Below are 18,640 nucleotides of genomic sequence, written 5' to 3'. Positions count from 1 at the left end.
TCGCGTCGCGGAGATCAGAGGCTGGCGGCCTCGTCCGGCACGCGCTCGGAGACCTTCGGGTCCCGGGCGCGTGCGGCGTTCACGAGCAGGTACGCCGCGACCGCTGCCCCCACGACCAACGCGATCGCCGCGGAGGCGTAGGCGGCGGCGTAGCCGGAGGTCGTGACCAGACCGGCAGCGATCAAGGTGCCGAGGAACCCGCCGGCCTGCTGGGTCGTCGTGGTCAGGCCCGACCCGATCCCGGCGTACTCCGGCGCCAGCGCACCCATCGCCAGCGCCGTCACCTGCGGCATCGCGAGCCCGAACCCGAGACCCATCACGACCGCGCCGGGGAGGACGTCGAGCGGGAAGCTGCCCGACTCCGGCAGACGGACCAGGTAGGCCATGCCGGCGAGGAACGCGACCACGCCGGTCACCAGGATGCGCTCGGAGCCGAACCGCTCGGCCAGCGCGGCACTGAAGCCGAGGCTCGCGACCGCGATCACCCCGCTGACCGGGAGGAACGCCAGCCCGGTCGCCAGCGCGCCGAAGCCGAGGACGTCCTGGAGGTAGAGCGTGGTGACGAACTGGAAGGTGAAGCCGGCGAAGGTGAGGGTCAGCAGGATCAGGTTCGCGAGCGCGAACCGCTGCTCGGCGAACAGGCCGCGCGGGAGCAGGCCACCCCTGGCACCGGTCGGCGGCGTACCCTCCACCGCGCGGAGCGCGACGATCAGAGCGATGATCCCGAAGGGCACATTGATCAGGAAGGCCCAGCGCCACGAGGCCACCTCGGTGAGTACGCCACCGAGGACCGTGCCCACCGACGCACCGATCGAGCCGACGAACGCGAGCACCGCGAAGGCGCGGAGGCGGTCGCGGGCCTCGGGGTAGAGACCCGCGATCATGCCGAGCACCACGGCCGAGGCGATGCCGCCGCCGAGACCCTGGACGAAGCGGGCGAGCACCAGGGAGATCGGATCCCAGGCGATGCCGCACCATGCCGAGGCGAGCGTGAAGATGCTCAGCCCAGCCAGGAAGACAGGGCGGGTTCCGAAGGCGTCGCCGGCCCGGCCTACCGGGAGCAGGACGAGGGCGAAGGCGAGGAGGAAGCCGTTGACCACCCAGGACAGCGAGGTGTCGCCGAAGCCGAGGTCGTCGCGGATTGCAGGGAGGGCGACGGTCACGACCGTGCCGTCGAGGATCACCATCAGCTGGGTTGCGGCGAGGGTCGCGAGCGCGACTGTCTTGGTCGTCATAGATACGACCATAGAAGATTGTTTGTTATGAAACAATCTATTTCGGGATATTCATTTGTGAACCTATCTCTCAGCGAGCCAAAGCAGGCGCACGACGACGCAGCGTCATCGTGTGCGACGGCGTGGCCCACGGCCCCTCGACCAAGTGCTGGAGCGCCTCGATGAACGCCTCGCCCTCGCTGGGCGCCAAGCCCTCGAGCGCCGTGGCGACGGTCGCGTTGTAGGCCTTCGAGGCCTCCTCGAGCGCCTTCGCGCCGTCCGGGGTGAGCGCGACGATGCGAGCTCGGCGGTCGGTGCTCGAGACGCGGCGCTCGGCGAGGCCACGCCGCTCGAGGTTGTCGAGGGTGGTGACCATGGTGGTCTTGTCGAGCATCGCCATCTCGGCCACCGCGTTCTGGGTGTACTCCCCCTCGGCGGCCTTCATCAGGACGCAGTACTCCCGCACGGAGAGGTCCAGGTCCGCCAGGGCCTCGCCGACCTGGGCAGCGAAGGCATGGGCGGACTGGTTGAGCAGGAACAGCAGGTCAATGCGCGGTCCGGTCATGAACTAGATGATAACGAACCATCTGATACCGAACTATCTTCTGATCAACTATCTACGCAAAAGCGGCGCCCGCCTCGACGTGACATCGGGGCCGAGCGCCGCTCAGCGGTCAGGTCAGAGGTACTGGGCGAGGTCCGCCTGGATCTCCGCCGGCGTCACCGGGGGCTCGTAGCGCTTGATGACCTCGCCGTCGCGCCCGATGAGGAACTTGGTGAAGTTCCACTTGATGTCGCCGGGCTCGGTCGCGGGCGTCAGGTCCTTGACGTGCTCGTAGAACGAGCCGAGGTGCGGCCCCCAGTCGCCGGGCGCCTCAGCGCGCAGGAAGTCGTAGAGCGGCGCGGCGTTCTCACCGTTGACGTCGACCTTGGACAGAACCGGGAAGGTCACGTCGTACGTCGTCTTGCAGAACTCCTGGATCTCGTCGTCGGTGCCGGGCTCCTGGCCCAGGAACTGGTTCGTCGGGAACCCGATGACCTCGACGCCGGAGTCCTTGGTCGCGCGGTAGAGCGCCTCCAGGCCCTCGTACTGCGACGTCAGACCGCACTTGCTCGCGACGTTGACGATCAACAGCAGCTTGCCCTTGTAGTCGCCGAGCCGGACCGTGCTGCCATCTGCGGCGGTCGCTTCGAAGTCGTGCGTGGTGGTCACAGATCTCTCCTTGGGACGTCGTCGGGCACAGGGGTCGAGCTTGTCGGGACAACCCCGCTCCGCCCGAGGTTATGCCCCGCGCTGACGAGGCATGGACGAGGCCTCCTCGGCCAGACGCCGCTCCCGCGCGACCGTCATGATCGCCGCCGACATCCACTCGAGCGCCTCGGGCATCTCGAACGCGATCTCCTCGAGCAGCGTCGGCATGTCGTGACGGCCCACCGAGAGCAGCATCTCGCTCAGCGATCCGTCGGGCGCGGCCACCATGAACCGGAACTCGATCGCCTCGGGAGTGACCGCGGCAGCGCACCGGCTGGTCTGGAACGTCCACGGCGCACGGCGGGTCTCGCCCTGGGTGCCGGGAGTCGTCATGACCGCGGATCATATTCAGGTTGCCGCCTCGGCCGCACGTCTTTCACCCCGCGGATCACCCCTCGAACAGTGATTCGAATCTCGCCACGAGACACACCACCCCGAGACGCGCGCGGTCCCCCGATGACCGGTACGTTCGTCCGCGGTCATTCGGCGGGGGAACACTGGAGAGGGACACAACTTCACATGATGGGCGGGCATCACGCGGCCTCTGGCGCGGCCGCGTGGATCGCAGTGACATCGTCGGCACCGATCGCGTTCGGGTGGTATCCGGGGGTCTCCGACGTCGGCGTGATGACCGGCACCCTGGTGTGCGCCGGCGCCGCACTGCTTCCGGACGCGGACCACCACAACGGCACGATCGCCAACTCGCTACCGCCGATCTCCGACGGCTTGACCAAGATCGTCGGACAGGTCTCCGGCGGCCACCGCAACGGCACCCACTCGATCCTCGGCGTGCTCGCCTTCACCGGCCTCGCCTGGGGCGCCGGGACGCTCTCCGTCCAGACCGAGCGCTTCGGCAGCATCCTGATCGGTCCGGGCATCATGTGCGTGCTGCTGGTCGCCTTCGCGATGAACGCCCTGAAGCTCACCCGCCGGGGATTCATCTGGCCCTGGGTATCAGCGGTGACGCTGGCGACCGTGATCGCGATCTTCGCGCCCGAGGAGTGGTGGTGGATGCCGTTCTCGGTCGCGCTGGGCTGCGTCGTCCATCTCATCGGCGACTTCGTGACCACGATGGGGATCCCGTTGTTCTGGCCGATCGCCCCCAAGCCGCCCAGGTGGGTGCGGCGCAACAAGTGGCTGCCCTTCGACAACATGTGGACCCGGGGCGGCCACTTCGCCCTGCCGATCCTCGGCGATGCCGGCTCGATCCGGGAGTGGGTCGTGATGACCCCGATCAGCCTCTACGCGATCGTCGGCTTCGGCTGGGCGATGCTGAGCCAGATGGGCTTCGACGTCGACAGCCGCTGGGACGCCCTGGTCGCGAGCCTCACCGGTCTGATCTGACCGACCGTCGGCGCCCCCGGAGCGGGCGCACGACGAAGATCCCCGCCAGCAGCGCGAGACCGGCGAGGAACGCGGCGACGGCGAGCACCCCACTGAGGACGACCTTGGTCTGGACGCCCCGGTGCTCCTCGGCCACGTCCTCGGCGACGATCAGCGTCATCGCCACGATGGTGTCCTTGAGGAGTTGGATGAAACGGTTCATGTCCTCGGCCCAGACCTGCGCGGCGGGCCTGCCGATACCGTGGCTCTCCAGATCAGGGACGACGCTCTCGAGCGACCCTTCGTTGATGACCTGGACGACGGCGTCCTGCGACACCACCCCTCGGGAACCGTCCGCGAAGGTGCCGTTCGAGATCTTGTCCAGCGCTTTCTGGGTGGCCTTCGGAGAGTCGGCGTAGAAGGAGCGCGAGGTGAGCTGCCAGGACGTACGCGCCTCGCTCATCGCCTCCATCGACTCCTCGTCGATCCGGCCGGTCATCAGCGCCGGCACCATGATCGCGCGCTCGACGCCGAGTGACTCGGCCGCCGACCTGACGTACTTGAGGTTGGTGACCTGCTTGTAGATCTTCTCGTTGCGGATGTTGGGCATCTCGGTCGCGAAGTCGAGCAGCTCGTAGGCGGTGTCGGTGTAGGCGGCGACCGCCGCGTCCGTGCTCGCCTTGTCGCCGTCCTCGAGGTCCTTGCGGTAGGCGTCGATGCCCTTGAGGACGGTGTAGGTGCGTTCGACCCGCTCCCGCAGGCTCGGGGTGTCGGCGAGGTCGACCTTGGTGATGTCGTCGTGCCAGGCCTCGATCGAGTCGTCGGTCACCTGGCGATAGGCCTGCCGGACCGCGTCCGGGACCTGGTCGGAGCTCAGCGCGTCGCGCTCGAAGATGAGGTCCATCCCGAGCTCGTAGCTCTCCGGCAGCGCTCCGGCGATCGTCATCGCCCGGCTGGAGACGGACTGCTCGTCGAACGCGTCGGCGAAGGTGAGCCCGCCCAGGACCAGACCGATCACGACCGGGACCAGCAGCACGCTGAGAACCCGGGTGCGCAGGAACCGCGGCTTCGGGGCGGCATGCGACCGAGGCGTACGCTGCGCCGACTCCACCACGCCGGCGAGCGCTGTCACAGGCGATGCCGACGATGCCGACAGCGCCGACGCGTGCGGAGAGGCCGGCGACGACAAGGAGACCACCGAGGGCGTGGACACCTTGGGTGCCGCGAGCGCCGCAGGCTTGGGCGCGGCGGAGAGCTCCCGGCTACCGGCAGCGATCACGGGCACCACACCGGGCCGGCGCGCGAAGGTGACGACCTCGCCGGCGGTCGGCCGCCGGGACGGATCCTTGTCCATCATCGACGCCACGAACTCGTCCACGTGGGCCGGCACCGTGACCACGTCGTTGACGTGCGGGACCGGCGCGGTCACGTGCTGGTAGATCATCGAGACCGGCTCGGAGCCGGCGTAGGGAGCACGCCCGGTGAGCAGCTCGAAGTACACGCACCCGAGCGCGTAGATGTCGCTCGGCGGGCCGACCACGGTGTCGGCGGCCTGCTCGGGCGAGATGTAGGGCAGGCTCCCCATCACGTGCCGGGTGGAGGTGAGCCGCTCGGCCTGATGGTTGGCCAGCTGGGCGATGCCGAAGTCGAGCACCCGGATCCGGCCGTCGCCGTCGTAGACGAGGTTGGACGGCTTGATGTCGCGGTGGATGATGCCCGAGGCATGCACCGCGGTGAGGGTGCGGGCGACCTGGACCATCGCCTCGCTCGCCTCCTCGACGGTGAAGCGCCCCTGCTTCTCGAGGCGGTCGGCGAGCGTCGGTCCCGGAAGCAGCTCCATGACGAGGTAGACGATGCTGCCGTACTCGGTCTGCTCGACCCCGACATCGTGCACCTGCACCGTGCCTGGGTGGCTGGCGGCCGTGGTCGAGAGCGCCTCACGCCGGAACCGCTCGGTCACCTTCGGGTCGGCGGAGGTCTCCACGACCTTCACGGCGACCCAGCGTTCGAGCCTGATGTCGGCCGCCTGCCACACCTCGCCCATCCCGCCGCGGCCAAGCAGTCGGTGCAGGCGGTAGCGGCCTGCGATCGGGGGGCGCGTTCGCATGCGCATATGTTGTCGGACTCACACCCCGTGCGTCTCGTGTACGCACCGATGGAAGCCGCCGATCTTCGCAGAAGTCGCCGGTTTACGCATCGACCGCACGTCCTCGTGACCGCAACAGAGCGATACCGAGCACAGCGAAAACCGCCAGCACGATACCGCTGAAGATTCCCCAGCCGATCGTCTGGTTCTTGGCGTCCCGGTGCTCGCGATCGACGTCCGCGGCGAGCTGGCGCGCGGAGTCGACGACCACCTTCTTGAGGTCTTGTACGTAGGTGGCCGCATCGGCCAGCCAGACCTGATCCACCGGCCTGCCGTCGGCGCTGTCCTTCAGTTGCCGGATCACGTCCTCGACGTCACGAGCGTTGAGCACCCGGATGACCGAACGCTGCGACGAGACCGCGTAGGACCCGAACTCGAACGAGCGGCCGGAGATCCTGTCGAGCATCTGCCGCGTCTCCAGATCGGCGCGGGCGTAGATCGACTCCGAGTGGGTGGCCCAGGAGTCCTGGGCCGCGCTGAGGTCGGCGATGCCCTGATCGCTGATCCGCCCGTTCCGCAGCGCGTTCGCCATGACCCGCCGCTCGAGTCCGAGCACTTCGGAGACGGAACCGATCAGCTCGAGGTTGCGTGCCTGCCTGGCCAGCGCGTCGTCCTGGAACGACGGCAGCTCGGCGGCGAGGTCGAACAACCCGTTGACCGCGTTGGTGTAGAGCTCGACAGCCACCATCTTGCCGGACCTGTCACCCTCTCGGGCGGCCGCGCGGATGTCGGAGAGCCGCTCGAGGGCAGCCGCCGACCTCTCCGTACGCCGCCGCAACCCCGGGTCGCCCGACGCGTCCAGCTCCCTGACCTCCGCGGTCCATGCCTCGATCGACCGGTCGGTCACCTGGAGGAAGTCCTCGGTCAGCTCGGCATCAGTCCGCAGCGCGTCGCGCTCGATCGAGAGGTCGAAGGCGAGCTGGAAGCTGGTCGGCAGGATGTTGGCCAGCGGCCTCGCGCTCCCGACGGTCGTGGTGGTGTCGGCGGCCCGGAGCGTTCCCCAGCCGCCGAAGACCAGCCCGGGCAGGACCAGAAGCATCAGCACCCCGAGGACAGTGGGCGAGAGGCGCGGGCCGGTCCGGCCGGTGGGGCGGACGACCCGCTTCGGTGGGGCGGCGACGCCGCTCTCCAGCACCGCCGCCACCTCGTCGGCCCGCGGACGCTTGGTCGGGTCGTCGTCGAGCATCGCGGTCGTGATGCCGTCGAGGTGGCCGGGCACGGTCACCAGGGTGCCGACCCGCTCGGGCTCCACCCCGGCGTACGGCGGGCGCCCGGCGAGCAGCTCGAAGAACACGGCGCCGAGCGAGTAGATGTCGCTGGCCGCACTGCTTCGCCGACGGTCGATCTGCTCGGGAGACATGTAGGGCAGGGCCTCACCGCCGCGCGGCGCGGGTGCGCCGATCAGGGCGATCCGGCCGTCCGGGGCATACCCGATGGTGGCCGGCCGGATGTCGCCGTGCACCTGCCCGACCGCGTGGCCGGCCTCGAGGATGCGAGCGACCTGCGCGACGATGGCAGTGGCCTCCGCAGGCGAAATACGGCTCTCCTGGACAAGCCGGCCGGCAAGGCTCTGACTGTTCAGAGCGGGTCCGCCCTGTCCGGTCAGATGATTCAAGTGCTGGCGACCGGCGCGTGGGGGACGGATACGCATGGGTACATAGTCCCTGTTCAGGCGTCCGCTGCCCCGGTCTCAGCCGAGAGTTTTCCTGGACTTGGCCAAGAGTTCCACTCCGCCACCGGTGGGGCATGCCCGTCTAACCCGGCCGGAGCCGGATTCCATACTGCTGCACCTTCCGGTAGACCGTGGCGCGCGACATCCCGAGCTCGGCTGCTGCTTCCTGCATCGTGATCCCCGGCCGGGTCAGCACCCGGACGATCTCGCCGCGTTCGAAGGCGTCGATGCGGGACAGCGGGCGCCTGGTGTCGGAGAGCACCTCGGCGGGGAGATGACGCAGATCGATCTGGTCGCCGGCACTCACCGCCCGCTGGACGACGTGGACGAGCTCGGTGACGTTGCCCGGCCAGCCGTGGTCATGCAGCGCCCGCTCCGCGGCCGGGGTCAGCGCGACCTCCCTGCCGCGCACCCGCAGGCCCACATGATGCGCTAGCGGGAGTACGTCCTCGGGCCGCTCCCGCAGCGGCGGCACCTCGACCACGGTGTCGACGAGATCGGCCAGCGCCGCGGGGATGGCGTCGAAGGTGTCGGCGGTCATCGCGAACGGCACCGAGGCGACCGTCCCGGGCACCGCCTCGACGAGGAGGGCGTGCAGCCGCTCGGCCACCCATGCGGGGAGCATGTTCACGTCGCGTACGACCACCGCGGTGTCCTGCTTGGCGAGCTCAGGCGTCCACAGCGACAACCAGGCCTCGGCGTCGGCGGGGTCCGGCGCGGAGGCCGCGAGGATCCGGTCGCGGGGCCGCAGATCTCGGAAAACCTGGGCGACCAGGGTCGTACGCCCCGCCCCCGGCTCCCCCACGACGGCGACCCGCCGGCCGACCGTCAGCGCCTCGCGTACGTTCCCGAGCGCCTCGCGCCAGGCGGATGAGAGGTCGCGGAGGCTGCCGGCACCCGGCTCCAGACGGGGCGCCTCCACGCGGAACACCTCGCCGCGTGGCGCCGGTCTCGGGAACCGGCCATGGGCGCGAGCCAGCATGAGCGAGGCAGTGTTGCTGGCCGCAGACTGAGCCAGGGCGAGCAGCAGGTCGTGGGACGACTCCGACCAGGTGGTCAGGTTGACGCTGCCCTCCAGCCGCCCACTGATCGGGTCGATCACGGGCGCGGCCGCGCAGGTGTAGCTGCACAGCGAGAGCGAGTAGTGCTCCTCGGCCCGCACGACGGTCGGCGTCCGGTCGGCGAGTGCGAGGCCGAGCCCGTTGGTGCCCGCAGCACGCTCGGCGTAGCTGAATCCTGGCGCCAGGTGGACCGCATCGAGATCTCGGAGCAGCTGCTGGTCGCCGCTGAGCCGGTTGAGCACCAGACCGCCGGGATCGGTGAGCATCAGGCTGACCGGCTCGTCGACCAGGGTGCGGTGGAGGTCGTCGAGCACCTCCCGGCCGCACTGGAAGAAGAGGGACTCCTGGTCATAGGCGCCGGAGAAGACCGGATCGACCTCCTCGACGGACACCCCGTACTCCTGGCTGCGCTGCCAGGAGGCGCGCACACGAGGCGCCAGCGTCGACCGGTCCACGACGGCGGCGCGCTGCGCGATCGGATGGCGACCTGTCATGTGATCGACGTTACATCCGTTGGCCGATGGCGGCGGTCGGGCAGCGTCTCAGATTGAGACGGTCGAGATCTCACATTGAGACGCCGCACCCCTGATCTGCCCGAGCCAGCCGCCCTAGCGTCCTGTGACGGAAGCCACAGATCGGAGGAACCCTCATGTACACGAAAGACGGCGAGTCGTACTTCATCGTCGACGCCCACGTCGCTCTCTGGGACGCACGCCCGGAGAACCAGCGCAACATCCACGGCAAGCAGTTCATCGACTGCTTCTACGACTACCACCGCAACCTCTCCCCGGAGTCGGAGCAGTGGCCCTACGAGGACTACCTCTACCAGGGTGGCGACCGGCTGATGCACGACCTGTTCGGGGTCGGCTACGTCGATCACGCGATCTTCCAGCCGGCTCACCTGGGCGAGTTCTACAACAACGGGTTCGGGCAGACCGAGGAGGCCTCGCAGCTGGCGGCCAAGCACCCCGACAAGCTGACCTACAACCACCACTTCGACCCGCGCAACGGCGAGGCAGGGCTCGAGCAGCTCCATGCGGACGCCGAGCGGTACGGGCTCCAGGGCGTGAAGCTCTACACGGCCGAGTGGCACGGAGAGTCGCGCGGCTGGAAGCTGACCGACCCGTGGGCCTACCGCTACTTCGAGGCCTGCCGGAAGCTCGGGATCACCAACATCCACATCCACAAGGGTCCGACGATCCGGCCGCTGGACCGCGACGCCTTCGACGTCGCCGACATCGACCACGTCGCCAGCGACTTCACCGACCTGAACTTCGTCGTCGAGCACGTCGGCCTGCCACGACTGGAGGACTTCTGCTGGATCGGCACCCAGGAGCCCAACGTGCACGGAGGGCTGGCCGTCGCGATGCCGTTCATCCACACCCGGCCGCGCTACTTCGCGCAGATCATCGGTGAGCTCATCTACTGGATCGGCGAGGACCGGATCCAGTTCTCCTCCGACTACGCACTCTGGACGCCCCGGTGGCTGATCGAGCGGTTCGTCGACTTCCAGATCCCGGAGGACATGACCGAGTACGCCCCGCTCACCGTGACGCAGAAGAAGAAGATCCTCGGTCTCAACGCCGCGAAGATGTACGGCCTGGAGGTCCCCGCCGAGCTGCGCCTGCCCACTGCCGACGAGACCGCCACCGGTCCCCGTGAGCCCGAGCGGGCCGACCTCGCGGCGGTGTGACATGACCTTGCTGACCTGCGAGAACACCCGCGAGGCCCAGGCGTACGCAGCGCTCGGATCCGTCGTCGACCCCGAGCTCGACGAGCCCATCACCGACCTCGGCTTCGTCCGGTCGCTCACCGTCACCGGAACCGGCCCGTTCGCTGTCGAGGTCCACCTGCGGCTGCCGACGTCGTTCTGCTCGCCCAACTTCGCCTACCTGATGGCGAGCGACGCCAAGGACGCACTGACCGCGCTGCCGTGGACCGACGACGTGGTCGTCGAGCTGGACGACCATCACGACTCCGACCTCATCAACGCGGGGCTGGCGGCCGACGCCGGCTACCGCGGGACGTTCCGCCACGAGGCCGAGACGTCGCTGGACGAGCTGCGGAGGACGTTCCACCGCAAGGCTCACACGGCGGCGCTCGAGCGTTGCCTGACCCGGCTGCTGCGGGCGCAGCCGGAGCTGGCAGAGGACGCCGTGGGCGAGGTCCGTCTCCGGGACCTGCCCGACGACGAGTTCACCGCCGCGCTCCGACGGCGCCGGACGGTCCTCGGGCTGCCCGACCTGCTGGAGTCGTACGTCCTGGTCGACCACGCCGGGGAACGACCCGGCGACGTACCCCTGGCGTTGCGGAGGGCGCGTTCGACCCGGATCTCGATCGACGGGAACGCGCACTTCTGTCGCGGCCTGCTGGCGACGCGCTACGGCGACGAGGTCACCTCGCCCGCCTTCGTACCCCTGACCGACCTTCACCGAGAAGGAGCTTCATCATGAGCACCATGCGAGCCGTCCAGGTGGTCGGCTACCACCAGCCCCTGGCCATGGCCGAGGTCCCGGCGCCCGAGCCGACCGGCCCGTTCGACGTCGTCGTCAGGATCGGCGGCGCCGGTGTGTGCCGCACCGACCTGCACATCCTGGAGGGCCAGTGGGCGGAGAAGTCCGGCGTCGCGCTGCCCTACACGATCGGCCACGAGAACGCCGGCTGGGTGCACGCCGTGGGCGACGCCGTCACCCACGTCGCCGAGGGCGACAAGGTGATCCTGCACCCGCTGATCACCTGCGGGCTGTGCCGCGCCTGCCGCTCCGGCGACGACGTGCACTGCGAGCTGAACCAGTTCCCCGGCATCGACACCGACGGCGGCTACGCGGAGTACCTGAAGACCTCGGCCCGCTCGGTGGTGAAGATCGACGACTCCCTGGAGCCGGCCGACGTCGCCGCCCTGGCCGACGCCGGGCTCACCGCCTACCACGCGGCCGCCAAGGCCGCCCGACGCCTCACCCCGCGCGACCGGTGCGTCGTCATCGGCGCAGGCGGGCTCGGCCACATCGGCATCCAGGTCCTCAAGGCGCTCAGCCCGGCCGAGCTGATCGTGGTCGACCGCAACCCGGAGGCGGTGAAGCTGGCCCTGTCGATCGGGGCAGATCACGGCGTCGTCGCCGAAGGGACCCAGGTCGACCAGGTGCTCGAGCTCACCGGCGGTCACGGCGCCGAGGTGCTCGTCGACTTCGTCGGCGAGGGCGGCGCGACGGCCGAGGGCATTCGAATGCTGCGTCGTGCGGGCGACTATCACGTCGTCGGCTACGGCGAGAACATCGATGTGCCGACCATCGACATCATCTCGACCGAGATCAACCTCATCGGCAACCTGGTCGGCTCCTACAACGACCTGTGCGACCTGATGGCGCTCGCCGCCCGCGGCGCCGTCACCCTGCACACCCAGAAGTACGCGCTCGACGACTTCCAGACCGCGATCTCCGACCTCGACAACGGCAGGGTCCGCGGTCGCGCGATCCTGGTCCCCTGAGAGGTGACGACATGAAGAACCTCATCGGGATCGGCATCTCGGTCGGAGTGCTCGCCGGCATCTGGACCCAGGTCAGCATCGAGCTCGCGCTCATCACCTGGGTCGGGTTCGTCGCCTGGGCCTGCTACTTCGCGGCGGGAGGTGGACGCGAGGGCTTCCTGAAGGGCCTCGCGGCCAACCTGGCCGGCGCGCTGTGGGGATATCTCGCGAGCCTGGTCCTGACCCACGCCACGTTCACCGGTGCGGTGGCCCTGGTGGTCACGGTCGTCGCGTTCATCCTGTGCCTGCAGGCGGCGGTGGACCTGCTGTCCTTCATCCCCGGCGCCTTCGCCGGCACCGCGGTGCTCTTCGGCACCTCGTTCGACCTAGGCGGCACGCTCATCGCGCTCGTTGTCGGTGCCGCGCTCGGGTGGCTCTCCGACATCGCCGGCCGGCGAATCCAGGCTGCCGTCGAACGAGCCGGTCAACCGATCCCCTCGACACCCAGGAGAGCCCGATGATCTTCATCGCCGCCCGCTTCCGCATCAAGCCGGAGTACGCCGAGGACTGGCCTGCCATCTCCGGCCCGTTCACCGAGGCCACCCGGGCCGAACCCGGCAACCTCTGGTTCGACTGGGCCCGCAGCCTGGACGACCCCGACGAGTACTTCCTGCTCGAGGCCTTCGCCGACGACGACGCCGGCGCCGCTCATGTCGCCTCGGCCCACTTCAAGCGCGCCCAGGAGGAGCTGCCGCGCCACCTCGCCGAGACACCGCGGATCGTCAACACCAACGTCCCGGGCCAGGAGTGGTCCGAGCTCGGCGAGCTCGCGGTCACCGGCTGACATCCGGGGGCTGACATCCCGGGGGCTGACGCCCGACAGGGCCCGCTTGACCTGGGGTTCCAGATCAAGCGGGCCCCTCTGCGCGCTAGCGGCGACCAACACGTCGCCCCAGATAGGCGAGGCAGGCGACGGCGAGCGCCACTCCCCAGACCGGCCAGAGCATCTCCGGAGCCCAGGCCGCCCAGTCCGAGGTTGCACCGGGGACGGCCCAGAGGTCACCCGCGAGCACCATCCGCCAGAAGGACAGCCCCGCGGAGGTGACCGCGGCGGCGACCAGGAGCCCGGGCACCAGGGCCATCGCGACCGGGACCGGGCGGCCGCCGACCCGGGGCACCCAGGACCAGAAGACCTCGCCCCAGCGAGCGACAAGACCCCAGGTCAGCAGGGCCCCGACGACCGCGAAGAGCGCCAGGCCGAGGCCAGCCCATCGTCCGCTACCGAGTTCGTCGAGCATCTCCGGCCTGATCCCGAGCGGCAAGCCCACCGCCCAGGCGATCCGGGTGACGGCGTAGAGGAGAGGGATGACGATCGCGACCGCGACGGCCGGACGCCCCCAGCGCGCCCAGCGGCTCCAGTCGACCCGGCCGTCAGGTGCGGCCCGCTCGAGCAGACCGATGCCGGCGACGACCGTGGCGAGCCCGCCGACCGCGTGCGCGAGCGCGGTGCCCGAGTCGAGCACGATGCCCCAGTTCAGGTGGCCGGCGGCCGGGCCGAGGCCGACCAGCGCGAGCAGCGTCTGCGGCAGGTAGCCGAGGAAGGACAGCGCGCGTACGTCGGAGACGACCAACGCGACCACGAGCCCGACCGCCACCAGCAGCCAGGCCGCGCGGCGCTGCGTGACACGCTCCCGTCCGGCGGTCCCCAGCACGCCGGCGACCAGCACCAGGAGCGCTGCGACGAGGACGATCCAGGACATCTGCGTGCCGCTCAGTCCGCCGAGCGGCGACGCCGCTTCGGGAGCCCACGGGTCGGACGTCCGGCCCATGAGCGCGAGCCCGGACAGGGCACCGAAGGCGAGGGCCCAGGCACCGGCCACCCAGGGTGCCGCGCGCCGCACGGCCGATCGGGGCTGCGTACGTTCCGTCGTGGTGGTCACCGGGCCACCTCCTGAGCGGTCTCCCAGCGGCGGCCCACGGTGCGCAGCAGCGCCGGATAGACGACGAGGTAGCGGAACGGCTTGATGAGCGCCATGTAGGCCTCGCCGACGAGTCCGTTCGGCCGGACCAGCACGCTCAGCTGGGCGCTGTAGCCGCCGGAAGCGTCGGCGTCCTCCACCCACCCCAGGTGCAGGACGCCGTGGACCGTGCGGTTGGCGATCTCGGCTGCGTACTCCCGGTCGGTCAGGAAGAGCGGGTGGAACGGGCTGACGTCGCGCTCGGGTGCGGGTTGGTCGCGGAGGTCGCCGGGCAGCCGCTCGCTCAGCGACGTGACGCGCTGCCCGAGGCCGTGCTCGTCCTTGTCGGCGCCGAGCAGCCGGCCGAGGGCCCATCGGACCGCGAAGAGGAAGCGGTACGCCACGGGGAAGTCGCGGTCGTCACCGCCCATCATGGACTCGACGAAGCGCGGGAAGTCCTCGGCTCCGCCCTGGACGGGCAGGGCCCAGACGTCCTCGAGGTCGAAGTCCTCGGTGATCTCGTGGATCCGCCAGGGCCGGCCGGAGTAGACGCCCGACGGAAGTGGTCTCGTGGGTGCTGGTGTGGTCATGTCTCCACACTGGTCCGCCCGGGGCGGCGGTTCGTCGCCCTCAGGTCGCGGACCCCTCATCCTCTGGGATGAGGCTCAGCTCCGGGGTCCGACCAACCCCGTCTCGTACGCCAGCACGACCGCCTGCACGCGGTCGCGCAGCCCGAGCTTGGCGAGCACATGGCCGACATGCGTCTTCACCGTCGCCTCGGAGAGGTGGACGCGACGGGCGATCTCCGCGTTGCTGTCGCCCGTGGCGAGCTCGAGGAGCATGTCCAGCTCGCGGGGCGTGAGAGTCGCGCGGATGTCGGCTGCCCGCCCGTTGTCCGGCGTCGGCACGGTCGCCACGTGCTCCAGCAGGCGGCGCGTCGTCGACGGCGCGACGACGGCGTGACCTGCGTGAACGGTGCGGATCGCGGCGACGATCTCCTCGGCACGGGCGTCCTTGAGCAGGAAGCCGCTGGCGCCGGCCCGGATCGCCGGGAACGCGTAGTCGTCGAGGTCGAACGTGGTCAGCGCGACCACCTTGGTGGCCGGCCGCTCCTCGGTGATCGCGGCCGTCGCCTGGATCCCGTCGAGCCGGGGCATCCGCAGGTCCATGAGGATGACGTCGACCCGTTTCGTACGCACCAGGGCGAGCGCCTCGTGACCGTCGGCCGCCTCGCCGGCGAGCTCGAGGTCGGGCTGGCTCTCCACCATCATCCGGAGGGCAGAGCGCATCAGCTCCTGATCGTCGACGATCGCGACCCGGATGGGGGCTTCTTGCTCGCTCATAGGGGCATCATGGCGCGGACCCGCCACCCGTCGTCGCTCGGCCCGGCCTCGAGGGTGCCGCCGACGGCGGAGACCCGTTCGCGCATCCCGCGCAGACCTCGGCCGGGCGGTCGCTGGATCCCCACGCCGTCGTCGCTGACCTCGACCCGGAGCTGGCGTCCGGTGCGGGAGACCGACACCGTGGCGACGGCTCCGGGGCCGGCATGGCGGGTGACGTTGGTGAGCGCCTCCTGCACCACGCGATAGGCGGTCAGGCCGACGGCCGGGGCGACCTGGCCGAGCGCGTCCGCCTCGAGATGGACCGTCAGACCGGCCTCACGCATCCGCTCGACGAGCTCGGGCACGTCGGCGAGCCCGGGTTGCGGTTCGGTCGAGGCGATGTATCGAGCTTGTCGAGATGACTCGCCGCCGAGCACGCCGAGCAGCCCGCGCATCTCCGCCAGCGCCTCGCGGCCCGTGGTCGCGATGGTGTCGAGGATCCCCGAGGCTCGCTCCGGCTGCTGCCCGACGACCATCCGACCGGCCTCGGCGTGACTGACCACCACCGCGAGCGAGTGCGCGACCACGTCGTGCATCTCCCGCGCGATGCGCTGTCGCTCCTCGGCGGCGGCCCGGTCGGCGAGCTGCTCGATCCACGCGGCCCGGGTGGCCCGGAACCGGCCGAGCGCCCAAGCCGCCACCGTCGCACCCAGCGTCGCGGTCGCCACCATCAGCCACCACGTCCACCCCTCCAGCCCGGTGCCCTCGAACCCCGACAGACGTACGACGGTGACGAGGCATCCCACCAGCGCGATGCCGAGCGCGATCCCTGGCCACGGCCTCCGGTCCCGGGCGCTGACCGCGTAGAGCAGCACGAAGAAGCACAGGCTGCTCGGCAGCAGCACCGGCCCGTAGTCGCTGCCCGCCGCCTCGGCCGTCGGTCCGCTCAGATCCGGGGCCGCGACCATCACCAGCTCGCACAGCGCGCCGACGACGTACGACACCAGCGGCCAGCGCCGGGCGGTGGCCACGACGCTGTGCAGAGCCACCAGCGCGACCACGAGCGCGATCTCCCAGCCCCTGGCGATCTCGCCTTCGAGCACGGACGTCCAGCCGACCGGCATCAGCACCACGGCGAGCGCCCCCGCCAACGCGACCTGCCCCAGGTCTCCGAGCCAACGGGGACCTGGGGCAGGCACTGAAGTCATGGCCTCAGCGTAGGGCCTACATGCTGCGCGGGCCGGTGGCGTCGTCGCGCTCCTTCTCGGTCATGCTGCGCGACTTGAGCAGGCTGAGGATCGTGGTGATCGCCAGGATGCCGATGATGACGCTGAGCGAAACCTCGATGGAGACCTCCGGAGCCCACTCGACGTGGTGGCCGCCGTTGATGAAGGGCAGCTCGTTCTCGTGCAGCGCGTGGAAGACGAGCTTGAGACCGATGAACCCGAGCAGGATCGCCAGGCCGTAGGACAGGTAGACTAGGCGCTCGAGCAGACCACCGATGAGGAAGTAGAGCTGGCGCAGACCCATCAGGGCGAAGATGTTGGCGGTCAGGACCAGGTAGGCCTCGTTGGTCAGACCGTAGATCGCCGGGATCGAGTCGAGCGCGAACAGCAGATCGGTCGTGCCGAGAGCGCAGATGACCACGAACATCGGGGTCGCGACCCGCTTGCCGTTCTCACGGACGAACATCTTCGCGCTGTTGCCCCACTGCGAGGTCAGCGGGATGTGCCGCTCGAGGAACTTCACCACGGCGGGCTCCTCGTACTCGTCCTCGTCCTCGCCGCCCTCCAGGGCCAGCTTGACGGCGGTGTAGATCAGGAACGCACCGAACAGGTAGAAGACCCAGCTGAAGTTCTCGATCGCGGCCGCACCGACGGCGATGAAGATGCCGCGGAAGACCAGCGCCAAGATGATGCCGATCAGCAGCGCCTTCTGCTGGAACTGCCGCGGCACCGCGAACTTGGACATGATGATGATGAAGATGAACAGGTTGTCGACCGAGAGCGAGTACTCCGTCAGCCAGCCCGCGAAGAACTCGGTGCCGTACTTGGGACCGGAGAACATGAAGACGCCGATGCCGAAGAGCACCGCCAGGCCGATGTAGACGCTCAGCGCGACGATCAGCTCGCGACGCGACGGCTCGTGCGGACGACGGCCGATGACGAGTACGTCGAAGAGCAGCACGGCACTGGCGATGCCGATGGTCAACCACCAGATGAGCGGGGAGACGTCCACGAAGGGACTCCTTAGATCGTGAGGCAGAGCGGTTCTTCGGGAAGGGTAGGCGACCGAGGTCCCAGCTTCGAAGTCGTAGTAGACCGCAGCGGCCGTCGACGGCATCGGCGACGGCACTGGATCAGCATCCGGCGACACCCCAGCCCGAGTTGTATAACAAGTGCTTAACTAGTCTAACAAGCAGCACTCGCGACACCTCACATCATCTCAGGTGACACCAGACGGATGAGTCTGCGATCACACCGTGGATGACTGGACCTCAACTGGACTTGATGTTTTAGCGTCTCTCCGAAAGAGAGAGGAGGCGGTGTGACCGACACACTCACCGACCAGTTCAAGGCCGGCTTCCGTCGATACCCGACCGGCGTGGCCATCGTCGCCACCTCGACCGAGGCGGGACCCGTGGGGGCGACGGTCTCGAGCGTGGCGTCCGTGAGCGCGAACCCGCCGATGCTGTCGTTCTCGGTCTCGCGATCCGGCCGGTCCGGCCCGGCGTTCACCGGGAGCGACCGACTCGCGGTGCACATCCTGACCTACGCCCAGGCCCACGTGGCGGCGGCCTTCGCCGACCGGACCGCACCACGGTTCACCCTGGCTCAGGGCTGGAGTCTCCCGCAGGGAGAGCCGCCGATCCTGGACGACGCCGCGGCGAGCTTCTACGGGCGCGTGGTCCGTGTCGTGCCCGCCGGGGAGGCCTGGCTGGTGCTGCTCGAGGTCGACACCGTCCGCCTCGGCGAGACCGACGAGCCGCTCCTCCACCACGACCGGCACTACTGGTCGCTCGGACCGTCCGTCAGCACTCTCCCGCTCGACCGCATCCTGCCCGAGAAGGCTTCCTGACCGTCGATCTCGACGGTCTCTTCACCACATCACCGAGAGGAACCATCATGCGTCTGTTCGCTCCCACCATCGAGGTCTCGGCCCACTGCGACCTGCCCTGCGGCGTCTACGACCCCGCCCAGGCCCGCATCGAGGCCGAGTCCGTCAAGGC

20 protein-coding genes are annotated in these 18,640 nt (G+C 69.5%); 8 read left to right on the top strand and 12 right to left on the bottom strand.

Annotation, left to right across the window (positions count from 1 at the left end; all coding sequences use genetic code 11):
* Positions 1–14: 14 nt before the first annotated feature.
* From ACFVJS_RS00100 to ACFVJS_RS00085, 4 genes are all read right to left on the bottom strand, one after another.
* Positions 15–1,235, bottom strand: a complete 1,221-nt coding sequence (locus ACFVJS_RS00100; protein ID WP_378876161.1) for an MFS transporter — start codon at positions 1,233–1,235, stop codon at positions 15–17.
* 70 nt (positions 1,236–1,305) lie between these two features.
* On the bottom strand, positions 1,306–1,779 hold the full coding sequence (locus ACFVJS_RS00095) for a MarR family winged helix-turn-helix transcriptional regulator (protein WP_378876159.1): 474 nt from the start codon (positions 1,777–1,779) through the stop codon (positions 1,306–1,308).
* 114 nt (positions 1,780–1,893) lie between these two features.
* Entirely contained in the window at positions 1,894–2,427 is a 534-nt protein-coding gene (locus ACFVJS_RS00090; protein WP_378876157.1) for a glutathione peroxidase, read from the bottom strand.
* Positions 2,428–2,496: 69 nt separating this feature from the next.
* Positions 2,497–2,799 carry a hypothetical protein gene (locus ACFVJS_RS00085; protein WP_378876155.1) on the bottom strand — a complete coding sequence of 101 codons (303 nt, stop codon included), beginning with the start codon at positions 2,797–2,799 and terminating at the stop codon, positions 2,497–2,499.
* Positions 2,800–2,985: 186 nt separating this feature from the next.
* Between ACFVJS_RS00085 and ACFVJS_RS00080 the strand changes: the two genes are divergently transcribed.
* The gene (locus ACFVJS_RS00080; protein WP_378876153.1) at positions 2,986–3,810 is read left to right on the top strand and encodes a metal-dependent hydrolase; all 825 of its coding nucleotides are present in this window, start codon (positions 2,986–2,988) and stop codon (positions 3,808–3,810) included.
* Here ACFVJS_RS00080 and ACFVJS_RS00075 read toward each other — a convergent pair.
* The 3 genes from ACFVJS_RS00075 to ACFVJS_RS00065 form a co-directional block, all read right to left on the bottom strand.
* The gene (locus ACFVJS_RS00075; protein WP_378876150.1) at positions 3,794–5,896 is read right to left on the bottom strand and encodes a protein kinase; all 2,103 of its coding nucleotides are present in this window, start codon (positions 5,894–5,896) and stop codon (positions 3,794–3,796) included. The genes ACFVJS_RS00080 and ACFVJS_RS00075 overlap by 17 nt on opposite strands.
* Before the next feature lie 82 nt (positions 5,897–5,978).
* Positions 5,979–7,586, bottom strand: a complete 1,608-nt coding sequence (locus ACFVJS_RS00070; RefSeq protein ID WP_378876148.1) for a serine/threonine-protein kinase — start codon at positions 7,584–7,586, stop codon at positions 5,979–5,981.
* Between the two features lie 103 nt (positions 7,587–7,689).
* Positions 7,690–9,162 carry a helix-turn-helix domain-containing protein gene (locus ACFVJS_RS00065; protein ID WP_378876146.1) on the bottom strand — a complete coding sequence of 491 codons (1,473 nt, stop codon included), beginning with the start codon at positions 9,160–9,162 and terminating at the stop codon, positions 7,690–7,692.
* Between the two features lie 155 nt (positions 9,163–9,317).
* On the opposite strand from ACFVJS_RS00065, the gene ACFVJS_RS00060 reads away from it, so the two are divergent.
* From ACFVJS_RS00060 to ACFVJS_RS00040, 5 genes are read left to right on the top strand one after another with little or no spacing between them, the layout of a single operon-like run.
* Positions 9,318–10,361 carry an amidohydrolase family protein gene (locus ACFVJS_RS00060; protein WP_378876144.1) on the top strand — a complete coding sequence of 348 codons (1,044 nt, stop codon included), beginning with the start codon at positions 9,318–9,320 and terminating at the stop codon, positions 10,359–10,361.
* Between the two features lies 1 nt (position 10,362).
* Positions 10,363–11,121 carry an iron-sulfur cluster assembly protein gene (locus ACFVJS_RS00055; protein WP_378876141.1) on the top strand — a complete coding sequence of 253 codons (759 nt, stop codon included), beginning with the start codon at positions 10,363–10,365 and terminating at the stop codon, positions 11,119–11,121.
* Entirely contained in the window at positions 11,118–12,152 is a 1,035-nt protein-coding gene (locus tag ACFVJS_RS00050; protein WP_378876139.1) for an NAD(P)-dependent alcohol dehydrogenase, read from the top strand. Before ACFVJS_RS00055 ends, ACFVJS_RS00050 begins: the two co-directional genes overlap by 4 nt.
* A gap of 11 nt (positions 12,153–12,163) precedes the next feature.
* A complete protein-coding gene (locus tag ACFVJS_RS00045) occupies positions 12,164–12,652 on the top strand; it encodes a DUF1097 domain-containing protein (RefSeq protein WP_378876136.1) in 489 nt (162 codons plus the stop codon).
* The gene (locus ACFVJS_RS00040) at positions 12,649–12,975 is read left to right on the top strand and encodes a putative quinol monooxygenase (RefSeq protein WP_378876132.1); all 327 of its coding nucleotides are present in this window, start codon (positions 12,649–12,651) and stop codon (positions 12,973–12,975) included. Before ACFVJS_RS00045 ends, ACFVJS_RS00040 begins: the two co-directional genes overlap by 4 nt.
* A gap of 85 nt (positions 12,976–13,060) precedes the next feature.
* Here ACFVJS_RS00040 and ACFVJS_RS00035 read toward each other — a convergent pair whose 3' ends face one another.
* From ACFVJS_RS00035 to ACFVJS_RS00015, 5 genes are all read right to left on the bottom strand, one after another.
* Positions 13,061–14,071: a hypothetical protein gene (locus tag ACFVJS_RS00035; protein ID WP_378876130.1), complete on the bottom strand. Its 1,011-nt coding sequence runs from the start codon at positions 14,069–14,071 to the stop codon at positions 13,061–13,063.
* Positions 14,068–14,679: a DUF2867 domain-containing protein gene (locus ACFVJS_RS00030; RefSeq protein ID WP_378876128.1), complete on the bottom strand. Its 612-nt coding sequence runs from the start codon at positions 14,677–14,679 to the stop codon at positions 14,068–14,070. Before ACFVJS_RS00030 ends, ACFVJS_RS00035 begins: the two co-directional genes overlap by 4 nt.
* Before the next feature lie 75 nt (positions 14,680–14,754).
* The gene (locus tag ACFVJS_RS00025; RefSeq protein WP_378876125.1) at positions 14,755–15,432 is read right to left on the bottom strand and encodes a response regulator; all 678 of its coding nucleotides are present in this window, start codon (positions 15,430–15,432) and stop codon (positions 14,755–14,757) included.
* Positions 15,429–16,619 carry a sensor histidine kinase gene (locus tag ACFVJS_RS00020; protein WP_378876123.1) on the bottom strand — a complete coding sequence of 397 codons (1,191 nt, stop codon included), beginning with the start codon at positions 16,617–16,619 and terminating at the stop codon, positions 15,429–15,431. The genes ACFVJS_RS00025 and ACFVJS_RS00020 overlap by 4 nt, the downstream gene beginning before the upstream one ends.
* A gap of 16 nt (positions 16,620–16,635) precedes the next feature.
* The gene (locus ACFVJS_RS00015; protein ID WP_378876120.1) at positions 16,636–17,649 is read right to left on the bottom strand and encodes a TerC/Alx family metal homeostasis membrane protein; all 1,014 of its coding nucleotides are present in this window, start codon (positions 17,647–17,649) and stop codon (positions 16,636–16,638) included.
* A gap of 309 nt (positions 17,650–17,958) precedes the next feature.
* On the opposite strand from ACFVJS_RS00015, the gene ACFVJS_RS00010 reads away from it, so the two are divergent.
* Together ACFVJS_RS00010 and ACFVJS_RS00005 are read left to right on the top strand one after the other, a co-directional pair.
* Entirely contained in the window at positions 17,959–18,489 is a 531-nt protein-coding gene (locus ACFVJS_RS00010; RefSeq protein WP_378876118.1) for a flavin reductase family protein, read from the top strand.
* A gap of 47 nt (positions 18,490–18,536) precedes the next feature.
* Positions 18,537–18,640: superoxide dismutase, Ni (locus ACFVJS_RS00005; RefSeq protein WP_218131477.1), on the top strand; the 104-nt coding region annotated here is incomplete at its 3' end.

It is taken from the genome of Nocardioides sp. NPDC057772, from assembly GCF_042798075.1.
Taxonomy (GTDB): domain Bacteria; phylum Actinomycetota; class Actinomycetes; order Propionibacteriales; family Nocardioidaceae; genus Nocardioides.
Note: the sequence above shows the minus strand (reverse complement) of the source record. Positions and strands in the feature narration are given on the sequence as shown.